We start from the raw sequence: 256 nt of genomic DNA on the forward strand, positions 1-256 counted from the left end.
GCACAAACCTTGACTTGTTTGGAAAAGATCCAAACGTTGTTAGAAGAAGTGGGTAGCGACAAGTCAAAACTGCTATCAGTGACAGTCTGGATAAAAGACATGTCGGACTTTGCCGAAATGAACGAAGTATGGGATAACTGGTTTGAGGGTATCCAGCCGCCCGCGCGTGCTTGTGGCGAGTCAGCATTGGCGCGTCCTGAACTACTGGTTGAGATGATAGCCATCGCGGCTGAGTAATAGACTGATTGTAGTATAG

1 protein-coding gene is annotated in these 256 nt (G+C 47.7%); it reads left to right on the forward strand.

Annotated features, from left to right (window positions below; translation table 11 throughout):
• The coding region (locus AAEZ06_RS27745) for a RidA family protein (protein ID WP_350617363.1) at positions 1-237 on the forward strand (237 nt) is incomplete at its 5' end.
• Positions 238-256 lie beyond the last annotated feature (19 nt).

Origin of the sequence: Pseudomonas sp. HY7a-MNA-CIBAN-0227 (genome assembly GCF_040310325.1) — a bacterium.
Taxonomy (GTDB): Bacteria; Pseudomonadota; Gammaproteobacteria; order Pseudomonadales; family Pseudomonadaceae; genus Aquipseudomonas.